Genomic DNA, 19,392 nt, shown 5'->3' on the forward strand with positions numbered 1-19,392 from the left:
AGCGTGTATAAGAGAACTTCCCGCGACGGGTGACCATCCGCCACCGCGGCCACGAGGACGTGGCCGACCCTACGGCTGCGGACAACGGCACCCGCCCAGCGGGCCCGGCCGCGACCCGGCCGCACAACTTCATTCCCGACGCAGCAGGGCCAACGTCGTCCCGGATGCGCTTTTCACGAAGCCGACGAAAGACGACAGGAGGGTAGATGCCTGCTGCTCAGGTGCGGCGTTCGTCCGTCCGAACGAACGCGGAAACCACGTCCCAGGGCCTGTACGACCCCGCCTTCGAGCACGACGCCTGCGGTGTGGGCTTCGTCGCCGACCTCACCGGCCGACGCAGTCACGACATCGTCCAGAAGGCGCTCACCGTCCTGCGCAACCTCGACCACCGGGGCGCCTCCGGGGCCGACCCCGACGACGGTGACGGCGCGGGCATCCTCACCCAGATCCCGCACGAGCTCTACACCGACGTCTGCGACTTCGACCTGCCCGACGCCGGCGCCTACGCCACCGGCATCGCCTTCCTGCCCGCCGACGCCACCGCCCGCGCCGACGCCGTCGCGCGCATCGACGCCATCGTCGCCGACGAGGGCCTGACCGTCCTCGGCTGGCGCGAACCGCCCTTCGAACCCCAGTACTGCGGCCCCGCCGCGCGCGAGGCCATGCCCTCCTTCGGGCAGCTCTTCATCGCGGGCACCTCCGGCACCCCCACCGAGGGCCTCACCGGCATCGCCCTGGAACGCTACGCCTACTGCGTCCGCAAGCGCGCCGAGCACGAGACCGACGTCTACTTCCCGAGCCTGTCCCCGCGCACCATCGCCTACAAGGGCATGCTCACCACCCCGCAGCTGGAGCCGTTCTTCCCCGACCTGTCCGACCGGCGCTACACCTCCGGCCTGGCCCTGGTCCACTCCCGGTTCTCCACCAACACGTTCCCGTCCTGGCCGCTCGCCCACCCGTTCCGCTACGTCGCGCACAACGGTGAGATCAACACCGTCAAGGGCAACCGGAACATGATGCGGGCACGCGAGGCCAAGCTGGCCACCGACCTCATCCCCGGCGACCTCGACCGGATCTTCCCCATCGTCGACCCCGACGACTCCGACACCGCCTCGCTCGACGACGCCCTCGAACTGCTCCACCTGGGCGGGCGCTCGCTCCCGCACGCGGTCCTCATGATGGTCCCCGAACCCTGGGAGAACCACACCGAGATGGACCCGGCCGTCCGGGCCTTCTACGAGTTCCACTCCACCCTCATGGAGCCCTGGGACGGACCCGCCTCGGTCACCTTCACCGACGGCACCCTCGTCGGCGCCGTCCTCGACCGCAACGGCCTGCGCCCCGGCCGCTACTGGGTCACCGACGACGGCCTCGTCGTTCTGGCCAGCGAGGCCGGTGTCCTCGACATCGACCCGGCCGCCGTCGTCCGCAAGGGACGCCTCCAGCCCGGCCGCATCTTCGTCGTGGACACCGACCAGGGCCGCATCATCGAGGACGAGGAGATCAAGGCCGAACTCGCGGCCGAACACCCCTACCAGGAGTGGATCGACTCCGGCCTCGTCCGCCTCGCCGACCTGCCCGACGCCCGCCCCGTCCCGGTCACCGAACTCAACCTCGCCCAGCAGGTGTTCGGCTACACCGAGGAGGAACTGCGCGTCATCCTCACCCCGATGGCCCGCACCGGCGCCGAACCCATCGGATCCATGGGCACCGACACCCCCGTCGCCGCCCTCTCCGCACGGTCCCGCCAGCTTTTCGACTACTTCTCGCAGAACTTCGCGCAGGTCACCAACCCGCCGCTGGACGCCATCCGTGAGGAGATGGTGACCAGCCTCAACACCCTTCTCGGCGCCGAGGGCAACCTCCTCAAGGCCGAAGCGGGCGACACCCGGCGCCTCGTCCTGCCCACACCCGTGGTCGACCAGGCCCAACTCGCCGCCATCGTCGAGGCCGGCACCGACAACCCGGCCCTGCGCACCTTCACCGTCGACGGCACCTACCCCGTCCACGGCGGCGGCGACGCGCTCTCCGAGCGCCTCGACCAGATCGACGCAGAGGTGTCCCAGGCCATCGCCGACGGGGCCCGCATCCTCGTGCTCAGCGACCGCCGGGCCGACGCCACGCGTGCCCCCGTCCCCTCGCTGCTGCTCACCGGCTCCGTCCACCACCACCTCGTACGCGAGAAGACCCGTACCGAGGTCGGCCTGCTCGTCGAGGCCGCCGACGTGCGCGAATGCCACCACGTCGCGCTCCTCATCGGCTACGGCGCCTCCGCCGTCAACCCGTACCTGGCCCTGGCCACCGTCCAGGACCTCGTCGAACGCGGCGTCATCGGCGGCATCGACGCCGACCAGGCCGTCCGCAACACCGTCAAGGCGTTCGGCAAGGGCGTCCTGAAGATCATGTCCAAGATCGGCGTGTCCACGGTCAGCTCCTACACCGGCGCGCAGATCTTCGAGGCCCTCGGCCTCGGCCAGGACGTCATCGACCGGTGCTTCACCGGCACCACCTCCCGGCTGGGCGGCGTCGGCTTCGACGTCCTCGCCGAGGAGGTCGCCATCCGTCACCGCCGCGCCCACACCGCCAACGGCAACGCGCACCGGCGCCTGGAGGTCGGCGGCGAGTACCAGTGGCGCCGCGAGGGCGAACCGCACCTGTTCAACCCCGAGACCGTCTTCAAGCTCCAGCACTCCACCCGCACCCGCCGGTACGAGATCTTCAAGGAGTACACCTCCAAGATCGACGACCAGTCGCGGCAGCTCATGACCCTGCGCGGACTCTTCCGTCTCAAGGAGGGCGTGCGCGAGCCCGTTCCCGTCGACGAGGTCGAACCCGTCTGCGCCATCGTCAAGCGCTTCTCCACCGGCGCCATGTCCTACGGCTCCATCTCCGCCGAGGCGCACGAGACCCTCGCCATCGCGATGAACCGCCTCGGCGGCAAGTCCAACACCGGCGAGGGCGGCGAGGACCCCGCCCGCTTCACCCCCGACGCCAACGGCGACCTGCGCCGCAGCGCCATCAAGCAGGTGGCCTCCGGCCGGTTCGGCGTGACCTCGCACTACCTCACCAACGCCGACGACATCCAGATCAAGATGGCCCAGGGCGCCAAGCCCGGCGAGGGCGGCCAGCTGCCCGGCCACAAGGTCTACCCGTGGGTGGCGCAGACCCGCCACTCCACCCCCGGCGTCGGGCTCATCTCCCCGCCGCCGCACCACGACATCTACTCCATCGAGGACCTCGCCCAGCTCATCCACGACCTCAAGAACGCGAACCCGTCCGCGCGGGTCCACGTCAAGCTGGTCTCCGAGGCGGGCGTGGGCACCGTCGCCGCCGGCGTGTCCAAGGCGCACGCCGACGTCGTGCTCATCTCCGGACACGACGGCGGCACCGGCGCCTCCCCGCTCACCTCGCTCAAGCACGCCGGCACCCCCTGGGAGCTCGGCCTCGCCGAGACCCAGCAGACCCTGCTGCTCAACGGGCTGCGCGACCGCATCGTCGTCCAGGCCGACGGCCAGATGAAGACCGGTCGCGACGTCGTCGTCGCCGCCCTGCTCGGCGCAGAGGAGTTCGGCTTCGCCACCGCGCCCCTGGTCGTCTCCGGCTGCGTCATGATGCGCGTGTGCCACCTCGACACCTGCCCCGTCGGCGTCGCCACCCAGAACCCGGTCCTGCGTGAACGCTTCGCCGGCAAGGCCGAGCACGTCGTCAACTTCTTCGAGTTCATCGCCCAGGAGGTTCGCGAGTACCTCGCCCGGCTCGGCTTCCGCAGCCTCGACGAGGCCATCGGCTCCGTCGACCTGCTCGACACCACCGAGGCCGTCGACCACTGGAAGGCCCAGGGCCTGGACCTGTCGCCGATCCTGCACGAGGTCGAGCCCTGGGCGGGCGACCACCGGCTGCAGACCCGCGGCCAGGACCACGGCCTGGAGAAGGCCCTGGACAACACCCTCATCCAGCTCGCCGAGGGCGCCCTGGACTTCGCCCAGCCGGTCACGCTCGAACTGCCGGTGCGCAACGTCAACCGCACCGTCGGCACCATGCTCGGCCACGAGGTCACCAAGCGCCACGGCGCCACCGGCCTGCCGGAGAACACCATCGACATCACCTTCACCGGCTCGGCGGGCCAGTCCTTCGGCGCCTTCGTCCCCAGGGGCGTGACCCTGCGCCTCGAAGGCGACGCCAACGACTACGTCGGCAAGGGGCTCTCCGGCGGCCGCGTCATCGTCCGCCCCGACCGGTCCTCCCGGATCGTCGCCGAGGACCACATCATCGCGGGCAACGTCATCGGCTACGGCGCGACCTCCGGTGAGATCCTCCTGCGCGGCGTCGCCGGCGAACGCTTCTGCGTCCGCAACTCCGGCGCCACCGCCGTCGTCGAGGGCATCGGCGACCACGGCTGCGAGTACATGACCGGCGGCCGCGCCGTCGTCCTCGGCCGCACCGGCCGCAACTTCGCGGCGGGCATGTCCGGAGGCGTCGCCTACGTCCTCGACCTCGACCACCGCCGGGTCAACCCCGAGATGGTCGAGATCGAACCGCTCACCGACCAGGACCGCGTCTTCCTCACCGACGTCCTCACCCGCCACCGCGACGAGACCGGCTCCGCCGTCGCCGGGCGGCTCCTCGCCGACGGCCCCGCCGCCCTCGACCGCATCGCCAAGGTGATGCCGCGCGACTACAAGCGGGTCCTGGTCGCCCAAGCCGAGGCCGAACGCGCCGGGCGCGACGTCGACGAGGCCGTCATGGCCTCCGCACGGTCCTGAGCGTCAGCGACACGAGAGGAGGGACACACACCATGGCTGACCCCAAGGGTTTCCTGAAGATCACCGAACGCGAACTGCCCGCCCACCGCCCCGTGGACGTGCGCATCCAGGACTGGCGCGAGGTCCACGAGGACCTCGACCGGGGCGCCGTCACCAAGCAGGCCTCGCGCTGCATGGACTGCGGCATCCCCTTCTGCCACAACGGCTGCCCGCTCGGCAACCTCATCCCCGAGTGGAACAACCTCGTCCACACCCACGACTGGGCCGAGGCGATCGAACGCCTGCACGCCACCAACAACTTCCCGGAGTTCACCGGACGGCTCTGCCCCGCCCCCTGTGAATCCGCGTGCGTGCTCGGCATCAACCAGCCCGCCGTCACCATCAAGAACGTCGAGGTCTCCATCATCGACCGCGCCTGGGAGGAAGGCTGGGTCAAGCCCCTGCCCCCCACCGCGCGCACCGGCAAGAAGGTCGCGGTCGTCGGCTCCGGCCCCGCCGGACTCGCCGCCGCACAGCAGCTCACCCGCGCCGGACACGACGTCACCGTCTACGAACGGGCCGACCGCGTCGGCGGCCTCCTCCGCTACGGCATCCCCGAGTTCAAGATGGAGAAGCGGCACATCGACCGCCGCCTCGCCCAGATGACCGCCGAGGGCACCGCCTTCCGCACCGGCGTCGACGTCGGCGTCGACATCACCGTCGACCGGCTCCGCGCCGACCATGACGCCGTCGTCCTGACCGGAGGGGCCACCGCCTGGCGCGACCTGCCCGCCACCGGCCGCCACCTCCGCGGCATCCACCAGGCCATGGAGTACCTCCCCCTGGCCAACAGGGTCCAGGAGGGCGACTACGACGCGCCGCCCATCACCGCCGAGGGCAAGCACGTCGTCGTCATCGGCGGCGGCGACACCGGCGCCGACTGCGTCGGCACCGCCCACCGCCAGGGCGCCGCCTCCGTCACCCAGCTGGAGATCATGCCCAAGCCGCCCGCCAAGCGGCCCGACCACCAGCCATGGCCCACCATGCCCATGCTGTACAAGGTCACCAGCGCGCACGAGGAGGGCGGCAGGCGGATCTACTCCGTCAACACCCTCGAATTCCTCGGCGACGAGAACGGCGACGTCCGCGCCCTCAAGCTCGTCGAGGTCAAGCGCACCGACAAGGGCTTCGAACCCGTCGAGGGCACCGAACGCGAGATCCCGGCCGAACTCGTCACCCTAGCCATGGGCTTCGTCGGCCCCCAGAAGGAGGGCATGATCGAACAGCTCGGCGTCGAACTCGACGGACGCGGCAACGTCGTCCGTGACGCCGACTACCAGACCACCGTCGAGGGCGTCTTCTGCGCCGGGGACATGGGCCGAGGCCAGTCCCTCATCGTCTGGGCCATCGCCGAGGGCCGCTCCGCCGCCGCCGGAGTGGACCGCCACCTCACCCGGACCACCACCCTGCCGGTCGCCATCGCGCCGACCGAACGGCCCCTGGTCTGAACCGCCCGCGCGCCGGGCACGGGACCCCGTGCCCGCGCCGCCGCGCCCCGCGCCCCGGGAGCCGTTCCCGCGGGGACATGCTCCGCGACCCCACGGGGGACGCGGCCCTGGCGGTCCCCGCCCACGTCACCCCCACCGGCTGGACCCGCCCCCCGCCGGTGTCGGGGACCGGGTCCGCGACCGCGCCGGGCACACGCCGCCACCGGCGTAAAGATCGCATATATTGCACGGCCGACTGTTCTCCGCGACGACTCCCCGGTCGTACCGTCGAAGACATGAGCGTTGTGACATGGGACGCATACCACGCCGCGGAGCACTTCACCATGCGTACCGCGCGCCTGATCGACCGCCACCGCTTCGCCTACCACTTCCAGAGCGGTCCCACCGCCCCCATCCGCTCCGCCCTGGCCGCCTACCGCAACCTCGACGGCGGCTACGGCAACGGGATCGACCCCGACATGCGCGGCCACGCGAGCCAGCCCGGCGGCATCGCGATCGCCCTGTGCTACCTCGACGAAGTCGGCCCCATCCCGCACAGCATCGGCGCCGGCGTCTGCCAGTTCCTCGCCAACGTCTGCGACCCCGACGGCAGCGTCCCGCACGTCCTGCCCACCATCCGCCACACCGAGGCCGCCCCCTGGCTCCTGGAGACCGAGGACTTCACCGGCCGCCTCGATATCACCGCCCTCATCTGCGGATACCTGCACAAGCACCACATCACGCACCACTGGCGCGACACCGCCACCGCCTACTGCTGGAAGCGCGTCGACGCCCTCGCCTGGACCGAACCCGCCGAGGCCATCGGAGTGTGCACCTTCCTGCAGTACGCCCCCAACCGCAACCGCGCCATACAGGCCGTCAACCGCCTGTCGACCATGATCCGCGCGGTGATCGACGTCCACCCGAGCGTGGAGGGCCGGGTCCACACACCGCTCGACCTGGCCTGCCACCCGCACCACATCGCGCGCCCCCTCTTCACCGACGCCGAGATCAGCCGCAGCCTCGACGTCTTCGAGGAACAGCAGCGCTCCGACGGAGGCTGGGACGCCATCTGGGGGCAGTGGGACCCCGCCGTCACCCTCGAACACGAGGGCATGCGCACCATCCAACGCCTGCGCATCCTCCGCGCCTACGGCCGCGTCGGCACCTACCTGCCCCAACCCCGCCGGGACAGGTGAACCGCGCCCGTCGTGGGAGTGGGCGGCGCCTCCGGTCCGGCGCCCTCCACCATCCTCGATCGACGCCTCCGGCGTGGTGGCTCCCTGTTCGTCACCCCAGCGCCAGGAACCGTACCCCGGCCGCCGACAGGGCCTGCTGATCCGTGCTCCCGTCCGAGCGGCCGGTCACCGCGCGCACGGCCCGCACCATCACGGCCGCGTCGGACCGCACCCCCGGAAACACCCGCTCCACCGCCTCCCGGTCCGCCGCGCCGAACACCAACCGCACCACCAGATCCACGCCGGCCGCGTCGTCCACACCCCGCGCCCCAACGCGTCCGCCAGATCCCAGCCGTGCAGCACCGCCTCGACCACCCTCGTCACCAGGAAGTCCGTCAACGACATCGGATCACCGTGTCGTGTGACCACCTGACGACCACCCTCCTCGACCGCCAGGCGCTCCCTCAACGCCGCCCAGCCCGCACGCAGCACCCGGCCGGGCTCCCCGGCGTCCGCCCGCCGCGCCGCGGCCTCCACCGCCGACCGCACCCGCTCCTCGTTCACCTCCGGCGAGAACCGCGCGTCCGGCGCGTAGTAGCCCGCGGCCGAGACCGGAACCGCCCCGTCCCCCTTCGGCGCCGGTCCAGCCAACATGTCGTTCACCCGCACGATCGCACCCACCGTGTGCACCGCCAACGCCGCCGCGTCCCACGGCGCACACCGTGTCGCCACCACCGCCTCGGACTCCGACAACCCCTCCAGGCCCCCGCCAGCGCCGCCGTCTCCGACTCCAAAGCCGCCACGACCTCTTCGTACGCGAACACCGCACACCCACCCTCGACCAGAACCCGGCTCTACCGCCCGAACGGTACCGAAACCGGCCTCATCAGCCAGAACCCGACCCCCGGCCATCCCGCCACCGTTCGCCCCGCCGCCGCCGGACATACGTCCATTCGCAACCTGGTTTAGACCACTGCACCCGACCAACCCTCTAGAGTTGTGCACGTGACACGTCGAGCAAAGATCGTCGCGACCCTCGGTCCCGCCACGTCGAGCCCGGAAGTCCTCCGCCGGCTCGTCGACGCCGGACTGGACGTAGCGCGACTCAACCTCAGCCACGGAACCCACGACGACCACAGCGCCAACCTCGCCAACGTGCGAGCCGCCGCTGAGGCCGCACAACGATCGGTCGGCGTCCTCGCCGACCTCCAGGGCCCCAAGATCCGCCTCGGCACCTTCGCCGACGGCCCCCACGAACTCGCCCCCGGCGACGAGTTCACCATCACCACCGACGACATCCCCGGCGACGCCACCCGCGTCTCCACCACCTACAAGGGACTCCCCGGCGACGTCCGCCCCGGAGACCGCGTCCTCATCGACGACGGCCGCGTCGTGCTGGAATGCACCAAGACCACCAGCACGGACGTCCACACTCGCGTCATCTACGGCGGCGCCGTCTCCAACAGCAAGGGACTGAACCTGCCCGGCGTCGCCGTCAGCGTTCCCGCGCTCACCGACAAGGACGAGGCCGACCTGCGCTGGGCGCTCCGCAACGGTGTCGACATGGTCGCCCTCTCCTTCGTCCGCAGCCCCGCCGACGCCGAGGAGTGCCATCGCATCATGGACGACGAGGGCGTCACCGTCCCCCTCATCGCCAAGATCGAGAAGCCCCAGGCGGTCGAACGCCTCCACGACATCATCGAGGTCTTCGACGGCGTCATGGTCGCCCGCGGCGACCTGGGCGTCGAACTCCCCCTGGAGAACGTTCCCATGGTGCAAAAGCGCGCCATCGAACGCTGCCGGGACAAGGCCAAACCGGTCATCGTCGCCACCCAGATGCTCGAATCCATGATCGGAGCCCCCCGGCCCACCCGCGCCGAGGCCTCCGACGTGGCCAACGCCGTCCTCGACGCGCCGACGCCGTCATGCTCTCCGGCGAGACCAGCGTCGGACAGTACCCCATCGAAACCGTCGAGACCATGGCGCGCATCGTCGCCGCCGCCGAACAGGAGTCCCTCCGCGCGTCGCACATCCTCACCCGGGTGCCCGAGACCACCGGAGGAGCCATCGCCCGCGCCGCCGCCGAGATCGGAGCCACCGTCGGCGCCAAGGCACTGGTCGCCTTCACCATGTCCGGCGAGACCGCGCGCCGCCTCGCACGCTACCGGTCGCCCATCCCTCTCCTGGCCTTCAGCACCGAGGCCAGCACCCGGGGCCTGCTCTCCCTCGTCTGGGGTGTGGAGACCAACCTCGTGCCGTGGGTCGACAACACCGACGACATGGTCCGCCAGGTGGAGGCCGAACTCCTCCAACTCGGCGAGTACACCAAGGGCGACAAGGTGGTCATCGTCGCGGGCAGTCCGCCCGGAACCGTGGGGTCCACCAACTCCCTGCGCGTCCACAAGCTCGGCGACGCCGTCGCGCTCAACCCGCGGTAGCGGCCGGAGCGCCCACGAGGCGCCCGCGCACGGGCCGCATCGGGTCCGGGCCCGGAGGTAAGGCGAACGAGCCGCGCCGACCGTCCGGGCCAGGACCGATGCGGCCGACGCTCGTCGGGGAACGGACGCCTACGAGGGAGCCGTCGTGCACCGGGAAGCCCCGGAGCCCCGCCTACTGCTCCTGGCCGCTGGCCACCCCGCCCTCGGAGATCACCCGCTCCAGCGGCATGTCCCACGGCAACAGGTTCCACGGACTCCGCGGATCATCGGTCAACAGCCCCAACGCCGTCCACACCCGGTCGGCGCCCCCGTGCTCACCCTCCACACCGCGCTCCGGCCACAGCAGGTACCCGGCGTGGAAGGCCACCGACAACTGGTGCCACGACGAGTACCGGCGCTGGAGATCGGAGGCCACCCGGCGCAGCAGCGTCTGCGTCTCCACCGGAGACAACCAGTCCAGCGACGCGCCGGCGCACACCAGGCGGATCACGTGCACCGACTTCCACCACTGGAACGCGCCGATGATCACCGTCTCGTCCGCCTCGGGGGAGTCGGCGACCGCGCGCAACCGGTCGGTCTGCTCCGGGGTCAACCGCACGTTCGCCCCCGTGGAGTGACCGCCCTGGTCCTGGGGCAGCCGCGACTTGGCGATGCCCGCGCGCAGGTCGACGACCAGGTCGAGGGAGGGCCCGGAGTGCAGTTCCTCCTGGAGCCCGTCGACCGCCGCGAGCAGGGACTCGCGGTCGGTCACCGCCCACTGCCGCTCCAGCACGCGGCGGTAGCGGCGGCGCAGCGACGGCCGGGCCACCACGTCCCAGGGTTCGGCGAGTGCGACCCGGAACGGCGCGGCGACGGCGGCGGCCCACCGCTCGGTGCTCAGGGGGGCGTCGGGGTCCTTGGTGCGGACCGCGGGGGACTCGCGCGATCCGACGACCAGTTCGGCGAACGACCCGGCGACCAGGGCGACCACGGGGAGCAGGGCCCAGCCGGGTCGGCCGACGGCGACGAGGACGACGATGAGGAGGGCGACGGGGGTCAGCAGCCAGGGCAGGCGACGGCGGGACCCCCAGGCCACGACGACCCAGGCGCCGATGACGAGTGCTCCGATCACCCCGGACACCGCGGTCAGCACCCGCTGCTCCTCTCCTGGAACTCCGCTCTGGAGTATCAAGGATCGGGGACGTCGGGGGCCAACAGCGACCGAACCCACGGGTTGTACCCAGGTTGTGGCCGTGATGTGACCCCTTCGGCCCGGATGCCCCGGCATAAAGTGACAAAAGGCCCAAGTGGTATCGAACTGGCTGGGTAGATACCAAGGTTCTGGCCGGAACCCTCGCGGCCCCGTGCCGGGTCAGTACTTCGGCCCCACGAACGAGTCCATGCGGGCGACGGCGGCCCTGGTCGAGATGGACACGACGTGCGCGTCCCTGTGCGGCGAAGTCCCGTAGACGGGGACCTTCCAGGCGGTCCCCCGCTGGTGTCAGTGCTTCCGGCCTCGCCGCGAGGCTCCTGAACAGCAAAGAGCCACCCCGTGGGGTGGCTCTTGTACCCTGGGTGGGATTCGAACCCACACTGAGCAGGACTTGAATCTGCCGCCTCTGCCGATTGGGCTACCAGGGCTGGATTGCTCTGTCTGGTGCTTTGGGAACCAAATTCTCTTGTCGATGCTGCCTCGCGCACCGACGCCGACGTCACGATTGGCACGCATTGCCGGTCCCCACGTCCAGCATCCTAGCGGATCTCGGTAACCTCGTGTACGTGACGAGGACGCAGAGCCGCGTGGTGATCGCGGAAGACGAGGCCCTGATCCGCCTGGACCTCAAGGAGATGCTGGAAGAGGACGGGTACGCCGTCGTCGGCGAGGCCGGTGACGGTGAGACCGCCATCCGGCTCGCCCGGGAGCTGAAGCCGGACCTGGTGATCACCGACATCAAGATGCCGGTGCTCGACGGCCTGTCCGCCGCCGAGCGCATCGCTGAGGAGCGGATCGCGCCGGTCGTGATCCTCACCGCCTTCTCCCAGCGCGAGCTGGTCGAGCGGGCGCGTGAGGCCGGGGCCATGGCCTATCTGGTCAAGCCCTTCACCAAGTCGGACCTGGTTCCGGCGATCGAGATGGCCACCTCCCGCTACACCGAACTCGCCGCCCTGGAATCGGAGGTCAGCAGCCTCCAGGAGCGTCTGGAGACCCGCAAACTGGTCGAGCAGGCCAAGGGTCTGCTCCAGGGCCGCCACGGGATGAGCGAGCCGGAGGCGTTCCGGTGGATCCAGAAGAACTCCATGGACCGCCGGCTGACAATGCGCAAGGTCGCGGAGACGGTCGTCGAGACGCTCGGCGGCAAACAGGGCTGAGCCGCCTCGGCCCGACGCGCCGCACGGGGCCGCACCCACACCGGGTGCGGCCCCCGTGTGTCGTCCTGGGTACCTCCGGCGGAGAAAATGTGCCGACCAGCTGGCGTTCGCGGCGACAACCAGACAACCGTTCAGGGTCAACCGGCCGCACGTACCGGTTCGATCTCGGTTGCGCACAATGGGGTGACGGTTGGGTCACGTGGCTTAAGCGGTGCTGAATGACCAGGCTAAATCGGGCTAAAATCACCGCACCGAACAGCAAAGGACAACGGTGTCGAATGCGCGCATTCGGCATCGCCAACCTCAGATGCGCAAGGAGCGCGCGTGCGCACACGTCTCGTGACCGTGCTGCTCGCCCTGATCACCGCCATCCTGGTGATCCCCGGGCCAGCGGCGACGGCAGACGAACAGGGCGGTGAGGCGCTGCACGGTCAGATCAGCCACCCGGACGACCGGGATCAAGGTGTCGAGGGCATCGGGATCACGGTCTTCCAGGAGGATGACGAGATCGGGGCGAGCGAAACCGACCCTGATGGATTGTGGGAAGTGGAACTGCCCGGACCGGGTGGGTACCGCGTCGTGGTGGACCAGGAGTCCATCCCCAGCGAGTTCGCCGTACGAGAGACGTCGCTCGTGGTCGACGGTGAGGCCGAGGTCGAGGTCGAGGCGGATGACCGCCGCCCCCTGATCATCGCGCTGGTGCCGGCCGGCGGTGACGCCGACGCGGGTTCCCCGAGCCCCTTGGAGGGGGAGTCGGAGGGCTCCGGCGCGGAGAGTGACGCCCCGGCCGACGACGAGTCGATCGCGGTGGGTGACAGCGGCGGTTCCTTCGGGGAGCGGCTGGCCCAGCTGACGGTCTCGGGTGTCCTGTTCGGCCTGGTGATCGCGGTGTCCGCGATCGGCCTGTCGCTGATCTTCGGCACCACGAAGCTGATCAACTTCTCGCATGGCGACATGGTCACGTTCGGCGCGATGATGGCCATGCTCTTCAGCACGGGCGCCTCGGGCATGGGCAACGCCCTGCTGGCGATCTTCGCCGGTCTGGGCGGGGCAATCCTGCTGGGCGTGTTCGCCGAGGGCCGGATGCCGTGGACGGGGCTGATCGTCACGCAGTGGGTGTCGATCTTCGCCGGTCTGGTGCTGGCGACGTTGCTGGGCGTGCTGGGCGACAGCGTCGGCTGGCAGCTTCCGCTGTGGGCGGCCACGGTGGTCGCGGTCCTGATGGGTGCCGTGCTGGGCGGGTCGATGGAGCGCTACGTGTGGCGCCCGCTGCGGCACCGCAACGTCGCGATGATCCAGATGTTCATCGTGTCGATCGGTCTGGCGCTGATCCTGCGCCACGTGATCCTGGTGCTCTTCGGAGCGCGCCGTGAGCGGTACGCCGGGTTCCAGATCCAGGACCTGGTGGAGATCGGGCCGGTGTCGCTGCCGCCGCGTGACCTGGTGGTCATGGGCGTGGCGCTGGTCGTGCTGGTGGGTGTGGCCTGCCTGTTGCAGTTCACCCGCATCGGCAAGGCGATGCGCGCGGTGTCGGACAACCGGGACCTGGCGGAGTCGTCGGGCATCGACGTGGACCGGGTGACCCTGTACGTGTGGGGTCTGGGCGGCGCTCTGGCGTCGCTGGGCGGTGTGCTCTTCGGTCTGAACCAGGTGGTCGACTACGAGATGGGCTTCCGCCTGCTGCTGCTGATGTTCGCTGCGGTGATCCTCGGCGGCCTGGGGACGGCCTACGGGGCGATGGTGGGCGGTCTGGCCGTCGGCCTGGTGGCGGTGCTGTCCACCCTGTGGTTCCCGTCCCAGCTCATGCAGGCTTGGGCTCTGGCCCTGATGATCCTCATGCTCCTGGTCAGGCCGCAGGGCCTGCTCGGTCGGCGTGAACGGGTCGGCTAGGAGAGGTAGACGATGGATATCCTTTCGATCCTCGCCGATTCGACCCGATCGGCGATCGGTCCGGTCGCGGCGATCTACGCGGTCGCGGCGATCGGTCTCAACCTGCACTTCGGTTACACGGGGTTGCTGAACTTCGGCCAGGTCGGCTTCATGCTGGTGGGCGCCTATGGCGTCGGGATCAGCGTGGCGGTGTTCGACCTGCCGCTGTCGGTGGGCGTCCTCATGGGGTTGGCCTGCGCGGTGGTGTTGGCGCTGCTGCTGGGCATCCCCACGCTGAGGTTGCGCGAGGACTATCTGGCGATCACCACGATCGCCGCGGCCGAGGTGCTGCGCCTGTTGTACCGTGCGGAGTTCGCCGATCCGCTGACGAGCAGCGTGTACGGGCTGCAGAACCTGGCGGGGGACTTCCGCGCCCTGAATCCGTTCGACGCGAGCCGGTTCTACACGCTGGGTCCGCTGTCGTACAACGGCAACCACCTGTGGGTGTTGGTGGTGACGTGGTCGCTGGTCCTGCTGCTGGCGGGGTTGACCTGGTTGCTGATGCACAGCCCGTGGGGCCGTGTCATCAAGGGCATCCGGGAGGACGAGGAGGCGGTCCGCAGCCTGGGCAAGAACGTGTTCGCGTACAAGATGCAGGTGCTGGTGCTGGGCGGTCTGATCGGTGCGCTGGCCGGGGCGATCCTGGCCGTGTACCAGGCGTCGATCGCACCGGACCAGTTCAAGCCCCAGGTGACGTTCTTCCTGTGGGTGATCCTGCTGCTCGGTGGCGCCGGTCGCGTGTTCGGTCCGGTGCTGGGATCGATGGCGTTCTGGTTCCTGATGACCTTCACCGACGGTGTGCTCAAGGGGTTCGGCGCCATGGGTTGGCTGCCGTTCCTGAGCGGTCCCGACTACGGTGCGCTCCAGCTGGCCTTCGCGGGTCTGATGCTGGTGGTGTTGATCGTCTTCCGGCCGCAGGGCCTCATCGGCGACCGCAAGGAGATGCTGGTCAATGTCAAGTGACGAGGTGAACCCCGTGACGGTCGACCGGATGGCCGGTGCGGAGCCGGAGCCGGGGTCGGGCAAGTCCGATCCGATCCTGGTGGCGGACCGGGTGCGCCGTTCGTTCGGTGGTCTGACCGCGGTGGACGTGCGGCACCTGGAGGTGCAACGCGGGACGATCACGGCGTTGATCGGCCCGAACGGCGCCGGGAAGTCGACGCTGTTCAACCTGTTGACCGGGTTCGACCGGGTCGACGCGGGTCGCTGGACGTTCGAGGGCCAGCCGATCAACGGGCGCAAGGGTCACCAGGTCGCCAAGGCCGGAATGGTGCGGACGTTCCAGTTGACGAAGGCGCTCACGCGGATGTCGGTGCTCGACAACATGCTGTTGGGAGCGACCGGGCAGCTGGGCGAACGGATGGCGGGTGCGTTCCTGCGGCCGATGTGGCAGCGTCAGGAGCGGGAGAACACCGAGCGCGCCCTGCGGTTGTTGGAGCGGTTCAAGCTCATCGACAAGCGCGACGAGATCGCGGGCGCGCTCTCGGGCGGTCAGCGCAAGCTGCTGGAGATGGCGCGTGCGTTGATGACGGATCCGAGCATGATCATGCTGGACGAGCCGATGGCGGGTGTGAACCCGGCGTTGGTGCAGTCCCTGCTGGGTCACATCACGTCGCTCCGGGACGAGGGCAAGACGGTCCTGTTCGTGGAGCACGACATGGACGTGATCATGGGGATCAGCGACTGGATCGTCGTGCTGGCGCAGGGGCGGGTGATCGCTGAGGGGCGTCCCTCGGACATCCGCTCGAACCAGCAGGTGATCGACGCCTACCTGGGCGCCCAGGAGGTCGACGCGGACGAGGCCCGGGGGAGCGGTGATGACTGAGAACGACGATCTGGGGTCGGTGGAGGTTCCGGCGGGGGCCGAGGAGGCCGCGGTCTTCGAGCGGCACCGTGAGGAGGTGCTGGAACACGCGCGGTCGGAGGCGGCCGAGGAGGTGGGCGGTCCCGAGGACTACCTGCTGCTGGCGAAGGAGCTGGTGGCCGGGTACGTGCCCGGGGTGAACATCCTCAACGGGTGCACGCTGACGCTCACCGAGGGTGAGGTCGTCGCGATCATCGGTCCGAACGGCGCGGGCAAGTCGACGTTGATCAAGACGGTCTTCGGGCTGATCCCCGTGCGGTCGGGTTCGTTGACGCTGCGGGGTGCGAGCATCGCGGGCCTGGCGGCGCACAGCCTGGTGGAGCGGGGGGTCGGGTACGTGCCGCAGACGCGGAACGTGTTCCCCTCGCTGACGATCGAGGAGAACCTCCAGATGGGGGCGTTCCTGCGGCCGAAGGCGTTCGCCGAGCGGTTCACGGTGGTGGCGGATCTGTTCCCGCTGCTGGGTGACCGCCGGAAGGCCAAGGCCGGGTCGCTGTCGGGCGGTGAGCGCCAGATGGTGGCCATGGGTCGGGCGTGATGATGAATCCGTCGGTGCTGTTGTTGGACGAGCCGACGGCGGGTCTGTCGCCGATCTACCAGGAGGAGGTCTTCCAGCGGGTCAAGGAGGTCAACTCCACGGGCGTCTCGGTGGTCATGGTGGAGCAGAACGCCCGCCGGTGCCTGCAGATCTGTGACCGCGGGTACGTGCTCGACCAGGGGCGCAACGCCTACACCGGTACCGGTCGTGACCTGTTGAACGATCCGAACGTGATCGAGCTGTACCTGGGGACGCTCGCGAAGGGCTGATCCACGGGGTTCCCCGGTTGGGGGGCGGGGTCCGCGGACCCCGCCCCCTTTCCGTGTGCGAGGGGTGTGGAGCGGCCCAGGTGGGTGGTGAGCGCCCCGGCGCTCCCCGTTCCGCGCGGGGGGTGTGGGGCCGTGGGCGTGGCGGCCGGGACGGTTGGGGGGTGCTGAGCCCGTGTGACGGAAGCGCTGGGGGACGGACGCCTGTCGCGGTGGTCGGCGTCGGGCTGGGGACCGCCGCGGGCCGCTGCGGGAGGCGCTGGGGGACGGTCGCGGGGCACGGCGGGGCCCGGCGGCGTGGAGGAGACCCCGCACGGGAGGCTGTCAGAGGCGGGCCGGGCGGCGGCTCCCGGCATACGCGCAAAGGCGCCCCGGGACGGTGTCCCGGGGCGCCTCGTGGTGGGTACGGCGTCGTCGCGGGCGGGCGGGGGCGTCCGCGACGGTGGGCGGGTCACTCCTCGACGGAGTACTCCTCGTACCCGGCCGTCTCGTAGCCTTCCTCCCCGAAGTGGAAGATCTGGAAGGTGGCGGAGGTCGGGTCGCCGTTCTCGTCCCAGTCGATGTTGCCGCTGACGCCCTGGTAGTCGATCTCCTCGCCCTCGGCGAGCAGGTCACGGCACTCGGAGAAGCTGGCGCACGCGGTGCCGTCGGGGCTGGTCACGTTGCCCAGCTCGGCGGAGTAGTCGGCGGGGTCGGTGCTCTCGGCGGCCTCGGCGGCCAGAGCGATGGCGGTGACGCAGTCGAAGACCTGCGGGGCGAACTGGTAGACGTCCAGTTCGGGGGCGAACTCGGCCAGACCCTCGTTGAACGCGGGGTTGTCGGCGCCGGGAGCGACACCGGTGATGCCGGTGACGATCTCGGGGTCGCTCTCGTCGACGGTGCTGCCGAGCTCGGGCGAGTTGAGGCCGTCAGTGATGTAGAGCTGGTCGCCCTCCACACCGCTCTCCAGGAGCGAGGCCAGCACCTGGCCGCCCTCCTCGAAGGAGATGAGCGCGATCGCGTCGGGCTCCTCGCTGGTCACGTTGTCGACCACGCCGGAGAAGTTGGTGGCGTCGGGGTCGTAGGTCTCGGTGACGACCACCTCGGCGCCGAGGGCCTCTAGCTCGCTCTGGAGGCCGCCCATGTAGCCGGAGCCGTAGTCGTCGGCGCGGGCGACGATGCCGACGGTGACGTGTCCGTCGTCGACGATCTTGCGGGCCATCACCGGGCCGGAGAGGAGGTCGCTGGGGGCGGTGCGGTAGTAGAGGCCGTTGTCCTCGATCTCGGTGAGGTCGGGCGCGGTGTTGGAGCCGGAGCACTGGACGATGCCCGCGCTGGTGATGGTGTCGTAGGACGCCTGGGTCATGGAGGAGGCGGCGGCGCCGATGACCGCGTTGACGCCGTCGCCGACGAGGGCGTTGGCGGCCTCGTTGGCCTGGGCGGCGTCGCCGGCCTCGTCACCCTCGATGAGGGCGGGGATCTCGGTGCCGAGCAGGCCGCCGGCCTCGTTGATCTCGGAGATGGCGTACTGGGCGCCGCTGAGCTGGGGCGGGCCGAGGAAGGCGAGGGCGCCGGTCTGCGGGTAGAGGATGCCGAAGGTGAAGGCCTCGCCTCCGCCGCCGCCTTCGCCATCGCCCTCTCCGCCGTTGCCACACGCGGTGAGTCCGAGTACCAGGGCCGCGGTCGCGGCTGTGAGGCCTAGCAGCTTCTTGCTTGCCATGGTCGTGGTCAACTCCGTTCGACGGACGATGCACGGGCTGCGTGGCGCAGACGTGCCGATGGTGCGAATGCGTCCTGTATGCCCGCGTTGTATGGCATTGCTTAATCAGGAGCGTTAGCGGAGCTTAATCACGGAAGTTCGCGCCGTGGAAGTACGGTTCGGGCGTTGGTGCCGACTCGCCGTCAGGCTGTTATGGCTCTGTAGTCATCCCTGATCGGCGACGTTGCGGCGTTGGACGGACGGCACCGTTTCAGTGACCGCGGGGTGGCGATGTGTCGTGGGCGGTGGGCACGACGAGGCCGGGTCGTCGAGGTAGGCGGCGCCGAGGCGCTCGGTTCCGCCGTCGACCGGGCCCGGTGGCGTCGGCGTGCGACGGGTGTGTCCGCTCCCGGGACCGGGCCGGGCCCGGCGGGCTCCGACTCGGAAGCTCGCCGAGCCCGCCCGCGGTCAGGCGCCGGGGAGTTCGCGCAGCATGCAGGTCAGCCGGGAGGTGCACACCTTCGTGCCGTTGTCGTCGGTGATGGCGATGTCCCAGGTGGCGAGGGTGCGGCCGAGGTGCACGGGTGTGGCGACACCGGTCACGTGGCCCTCGGTCGCGGAGCGGTGGTGGGTGGCGTTGATCTCGATGCCCACGGCGACGCGTCCGAACTGGGACGCGTGGATGGTGGAGCCGATCGAGCCGAGGGACTCGGCCAGGACGCAGGAGGCGCCGCCGTGCAGGAGGCCGAAGGGCTGTTCGTTGCCACTGACGGGCATCCGCCCGACGACGCGTTCGGCGGAGGCCTCGGTGACCTCGACGCCCATGCGGTCGGCGAGGGCGCCCAAGCTGATGGTGCCGTCCCCGAACTGGGTGCGCAGGGACTCGAAGTCTGTGGACATGGTGGTGCCTTCCGGTCCGGTGG

General features: G+C 70.2%; 11 protein-coding genes, 1 tRNA gene and 2 pseudogenes. 9 read left to right on the top strand and 5 right to left on the bottom strand.

From position 1 onward, the window contains the following. The first annotated feature begins 206 nt into the window (after nt 1–206). From gltB to BJF83_RS06745, 3 genes are all read left to right on the top strand, one after another. Complete coding sequence (gene gltB / locus BJF83_RS06735) at nt 207–4,763, top strand: glutamate synthase large subunit (protein WP_075925610.1); 4,557 nt, start codon at nt 207–209, stop codon at nt 4,761–4,763. 32 nt (nt 4,764–4,795) lie between these two features. Further along, nucleotides 4,796–6,250: a glutamate synthase subunit beta gene (locus tag BJF83_RS06740; protein WP_075925611.1), complete on the top strand. Its 1,455-nt coding sequence runs from the start codon at nt 4,796–4,798 to the stop codon at nt 6,248–6,250. Between the two features lie 284 nt (nt 6,251–6,534). Continuing rightward, the gene (locus BJF83_RS06745; protein ID WP_075925612.1) at nt 6,535–7,428 is read left to right on the top strand and encodes a prenyltransferase; all 894 of its coding nucleotides are present in this window, start codon (nt 6,535–6,537) and stop codon (nt 7,426–7,428) included. A 189-nt stretch (nt 7,429–7,617) separates the two neighbouring features. On the opposite strand, the gene BJF83_RS06750 is transcribed toward BJF83_RS06745, so the two are convergent. Beyond that, nucleotides 7,618–8,160 carry a maleylpyruvate isomerase N-terminal domain-containing protein gene (locus BJF83_RS06750; protein ID WP_316042214.1) on the bottom strand — a complete coding sequence of 181 codons (543 nt, stop codon included), beginning with the start codon at nt 8,158–8,160 and terminating at the stop codon, nt 7,618–7,620. Nucleotides 8,161–8,412: 252 nt separating this feature from the next. Here BJF83_RS06750 and pyk point away from each other — a divergent pair. Next, nucleotides 8,413–9,845, top strand: a pseudogene (pyk, locus tag BJF83_RS06755) (pyruvate kinase). A gap of 172 nt (nt 9,846–10,017) precedes the next feature. Here pyk and BJF83_RS06760 read toward each other — a convergent pair. Continuing rightward, a complete protein-coding gene (locus BJF83_RS06760; protein WP_075925613.1) occupies nt 10,018–10,977 on the bottom strand; it encodes a DUF1266 domain-containing protein in 960 nt (319 codons plus the stop codon). Between the two features lie 414 nt (nt 10,978–11,391). Further along, nucleotides 11,392–11,465: transfer RNA gene (locus tag BJF83_RS06765), tRNA-Leu, on the bottom strand. A 159-nt stretch (nt 11,466–11,624) separates the two neighbouring features. Between BJF83_RS06765 and BJF83_RS06770 the strand changes: the two genes are divergently transcribed. The 5 genes and pseudogenes from BJF83_RS06770 to BJF83_RS06790 all read left to right on the top strand — a co-directional run bounded on the left by BJF83_RS06770 (nt 11,625) and on the right by BJF83_RS06790 (nt 16,794). Continuing rightward, a complete protein-coding gene (locus BJF83_RS06770) occupies nt 11,625–12,194 on the top strand; it encodes an ANTAR domain-containing response regulator (protein ID WP_075925614.1) in 570 nt (189 codons plus the stop codon). 324 nt (nt 12,195–12,518) lie between these two features. After that, entirely contained in the window at nt 12,519–14,084 is a 1,566-nt protein-coding gene (locus BJF83_RS06775; protein ID WP_075925615.1) for a branched-chain amino acid ABC transporter permease, read from the top strand. A gap of 12 nt (nt 14,085–14,096) precedes the next feature. After that, nucleotides 14,097–15,086, top strand: coding sequence for a branched-chain amino acid ABC transporter permease (locus BJF83_RS06780; protein ID WP_075925616.1), 990 nt, complete (start codon nt 14,097–14,099; stop codon nt 15,084–15,086). Then, a complete protein-coding gene (locus tag BJF83_RS06785; protein ID WP_075925617.1) occupies nt 15,076–15,948 on the top strand; it encodes an ABC transporter ATP-binding protein in 873 nt (290 codons plus the stop codon). Before BJF83_RS06780 ends, BJF83_RS06785 begins: the two co-directional genes overlap by 11 nt. Then, a pseudogene (locus BJF83_RS06790) lies at nt 15,941–16,794 on the top strand (ABC transporter ATP-binding protein). The gene BJF83_RS06785 and the pseudogene BJF83_RS06790 overlap by 8 nt, the downstream one beginning before the upstream one ends. A gap of 448 nt (nt 16,795–17,242) precedes the next feature. Here the strand turns inward: BJF83_RS06790 and BJF83_RS06795 are convergent. Continuing rightward, a complete protein-coding gene (locus tag BJF83_RS06795) occupies nt 17,243–18,490 on the bottom strand; it encodes an ABC transporter substrate-binding protein (RefSeq protein ID WP_075925661.1) in 1,248 nt (415 codons plus the stop codon). 447 nt (nt 18,491–18,937) lie between these two features. Then, nucleotides 18,938–19,369: a PaaI family thioesterase gene (locus BJF83_RS06800; RefSeq protein ID WP_075925618.1), complete on the bottom strand. Its 432-nt coding sequence runs from the start codon at nt 19,367–19,369 to the stop codon at nt 18,938–18,940. Nucleotides 19,370–19,392: the final 23 nt, after the last annotated feature.

The sequence above is a fragment of the Nocardiopsis sp. CNR-923 genome (genome assembly GCF_001942255.1).
Lineage (GTDB): Bacteria > Actinomycetota > Actinomycetes > Streptosporangiales > Streptosporangiaceae > Nocardiopsis.